Raw genomic sequence first — 2,934 nt, 5'->3', positions numbered from 1 at the left:
GTCGCCGCAACGGGTGCATTGCCCAAGGCCTGGGCGACCGTTTGAACTGACGTGGTCCCGTTGGCTGTTCTCGCTGCGAGCCATGTGACAAAGGTCTTGAAGAGGTTCGGGTCGATGGTCAACGTGGGATCAGTTCCGACCGCGATGTGGTGGAAGGTCAGCTGGACCCAGCCTCCTCCCGGTTCCGCGTTGGTCACGAGGTCTTCGAGGTTTTGTAGCGTCCAGGTGCTGTCCACTTCATCAGGTGCCGCTGTGTTGTATGGATTGGCCGGGGGGATGGTTTCCGCGAAGGGGCAGCCGGAGCAACTCGCGGGCGAACGGATGTCACCCAAATTGCGGGCACTGGCAAAACCGCAATTCTTCACGATTTGCTCGACGGACGAGTTTTCAGCGGCGAAAGGATAGGCGAAATCGGTGGCGTTGAACCCCCAGCTGGCAAGCGTGGTCCGGCCGCCGCACACCTCGTTGGTGGCGGCCGACGTGGACAAGGTGGTGAGGTCCGGGTGGGTGATGGTGTGGCCGCCGATCTCGTTCCCGTCCGCGGCGATGCTGTTCAGATTGGCACGGGTGAGCCATGACGGATTATCGATCCAGCTGGTCGTAATGAAGAAGGTGCCGTGCAATCCGAGCGACTTCAGCAACTGTTCGGCCGGGAGCTGATCGGCATTGCCGTCGTCGAACGTCAGGCTGATGATTGTTTTCGGGAGTGCCGCACGCGCGGGAGGCGCCAAGTAGACAGCGGAGTAGCCAAGCAAGAACAGCACGGACACGGCCGTGGCCCAGCGGAACCACGTGGGCCGCCGGAACAGTATGGTCAGGAGCCGCATCGGCTTCCCCTTTTTCTGAACAGACCGGGTCAGATCCCCAGGTCCGGAGCCTAGTGGCTATGCACGGCACGGGTTAAGAGTGGGTGGTACCCGTTTTGGACCCGGTCTTCCGCCCTACCACTCAGGCTCCGATGCGCGTACCCGGCCCCGAGGCCGTCGACTCAAGCGAAACGAGGCCGTCGACTCAAGCGAAAGGGGCGTACCTGCCGTCAGAAACGAGCTCGATTGTCCCGTCGTGCACGCTCACCAGCGGCCCGTGACCCGGCAGGATGGTCTCAGCGCCCAGCTGCCTGAGAACCTCAACGCTGGCCAAGGTCTCCGACGGGTGGTGGTGGAAGACGGCGGGCAACAGCTGCGGTCCGCGGACCAGACTGACAGCGTGGCCCGTGACGAGAGCATCCCCGGTGACCACGGCTTTAGCTGAAGGGACGAAGAAGGACACATGGCCGCTGGTGTGGCCGCCCGTGGCAATGATCCGGGGAGATCCCGGGAGCGCGTCCAGGATGTCCTGGGTCATCGCAGCGACGCCCGGGACCGCGACGTCCGACAAGCCCCCGGAGCGGATGGCGTGGACCGCCCACGCGCTGACCCTGGGGCGGAGGATCCGCAAACCAAGGTCCTTCACGGTGACCTGTTCAAGGACCTCCCGGCGGATGTTTGGCAACTCCGCGTTGGAAGCAAATACCGGAATGCCCATTGCGGATATTCTCGCGGCATTGCCGATGTGATCAGAGTGACCATGCGTCAGGAGAACTCCGGCAGCATTTTCAATACCCAGTCCAAGGAAATTCACGCTCGATTGGAGCAATGGCCAGTTCCCGGGATAGCCCGTGTCGATGAGGGTGAATTCGTTGCCCCGTTTGAGGATGGTCCAGTTGACGGCAGGTCCCTCGATGAAGAAGACGTCCTCGGCAACTTCCGTCACGTTGTCCTCGGCTGACCATTTCTTAGGCATGCTTCCTTCTGTTTGTAGGTGTCGCGGGGGCTCCACATGCGTGCTCGGATGCGCCTCAGGTACGCCGGACCATCTTATCCTCGGTGAGGGCCCCGGCCCTGCCGTCTTGGTGATACCCGGGAGGGGTATTCAGGCCCCCTTCCCGAGGTGCCCGGGGCTCGATTTCACTTGGGGCAAAACCTTTGCTAAAGTCATAACCGCTTCATTCCTCCGTAGCTCAATTGGCAGAGCATTCGACTGTTAATCGAAGGGTTACTGGTTCAAGTCCAGTCGGAGGAGCGCAAAGGCCCCGCACCGGTTTAGATCGGTGCGGGGCCTGCTTTTTTGCCTCGGTTTGTCTGATGTGCGTAATTATTCGAATGTGCAGAATCTCATTGCCGCGTCGTCACACGAAGTCCATTTCCACTTGCAGGAATCTCGCTGCCTCGGCCACGGCGGACTGGAAGGCGTCATCTTCGGTTGGCGGCGTCCTCGGCTCCCGTGGATGCCATTCGTGGGCGGCGGAGTGGACGCGCGTGAATCCGCCTCCAGGTGGTGCGTAGAAGATTCCGAAGCGTTGGACGGGCCATTCCGGGGAGGTCTCCGGTGCCACGAGCAGGGCCGCGCCATTTGTCGGATTGAACCATTGCGCAATCGGCCTGCGGCGGTCCTCCGTGAAGAGTCCAGCCGCATAAAGGGCCGCGGATTGCGGGCTTGTCACGGTGCATAGACGATCCCACCACAGCGGCAGGATGCCATCATCCTTGCGCTGCCATGGGGCTGGAATAGGCTGGAGTTCCTGCCAACGGGGCACATCTCAACTTTATCTCCGGGCCATGACCGGGAACAGGCCTCGAAGCAACGGAAGGCCTCCTTAGTCCCGTTTCCATGGCCCCGGATTGATCCGGTAGAGGATTGCGGAACCGACGACGGCGCCCAGCAGGGCTCCGAACACAGGATTTCCGGCCCCGCGGCCCAGCAGGAAGCCGACGACGGCGCCAAGCACCGCTCCGAGGAAAAGGCCCCTGCCGTTGCGGTGCGGTTTGCGCGTCATGCCTTGAGCCTACTTCCGCATCGGGACGTCCGCGCTTCTCGAATCAGTTGACTGGCGCGTCAGTGGATGGACCATCAGTGGATGGAGGGGACGGACCGGGGCCGCACGACGAGCCACAG

General features: G+C 62.1%; 4 protein-coding genes and 1 tRNA gene. 1 reads left to right on the top strand and 4 read right to left on the bottom strand.

Annotated features, from left to right (window positions below):
• A partial coding sequence (locus AHiyo1_RS05430) for a polysaccharide deacetylase family protein (protein WP_148667477.1) occupies window positions 1–827 on the bottom strand: 827 nt, incomplete at its 3' end.
• Window positions 828–1,011: 184 nt separating this feature from the next.
• Entirely contained in the window at window positions 1,012–1,782 is a 771-nt protein-coding gene (locus tag AHiyo1_RS05425; protein WP_059387863.1) for an MBL fold metallo-hydrolase, read from the bottom strand.
• Window positions 1,783–1,988: 206 nt separating this feature from the next.
• Between AHiyo1_RS05425 and AHiyo1_RS05420 the strand changes: the two genes are divergently transcribed.
• Window positions 1,989–2,061 (top strand) — tRNA-Asn (locus tag AHiyo1_RS05420).
• 106 nt (window positions 2,062–2,167) lie between these two features.
• Here the strand turns inward: AHiyo1_RS05420 and AHiyo1_RS05415 are convergent.
• Both AHiyo1_RS05415 and AHiyo1_RS05410 read right to left on the bottom strand, forming a co-directional pair.
• Complete coding sequence (locus AHiyo1_RS05415; RefSeq protein WP_059387862.1) at window positions 2,168–2,575, bottom strand: hypothetical protein; 408 nt, start codon at window positions 2,573–2,575, stop codon at window positions 2,168–2,170.
• Between the two features lie 60 nt (window positions 2,576–2,635).
• Complete coding sequence (locus AHiyo1_RS05410) at window positions 2,636–2,815, bottom strand: glycine zipper domain-containing protein (protein ID WP_059387861.1); 180 nt, start codon at window positions 2,813–2,815, stop codon at window positions 2,636–2,638.
• Window positions 2,816–2,934: the final 119 nt, after the last annotated feature.

Origin of the sequence: Arthrobacter sp. Hiyo1 (assembly GCF_001263615.2) — a bacterium.
Lineage (GTDB): Bacteria > Actinomycetota > Actinomycetes > Actinomycetales > Micrococcaceae > Arthrobacter.
Note: the sequence above shows the minus strand (reverse complement) of the source record. Positions and strands in the feature narration are given on the sequence as shown.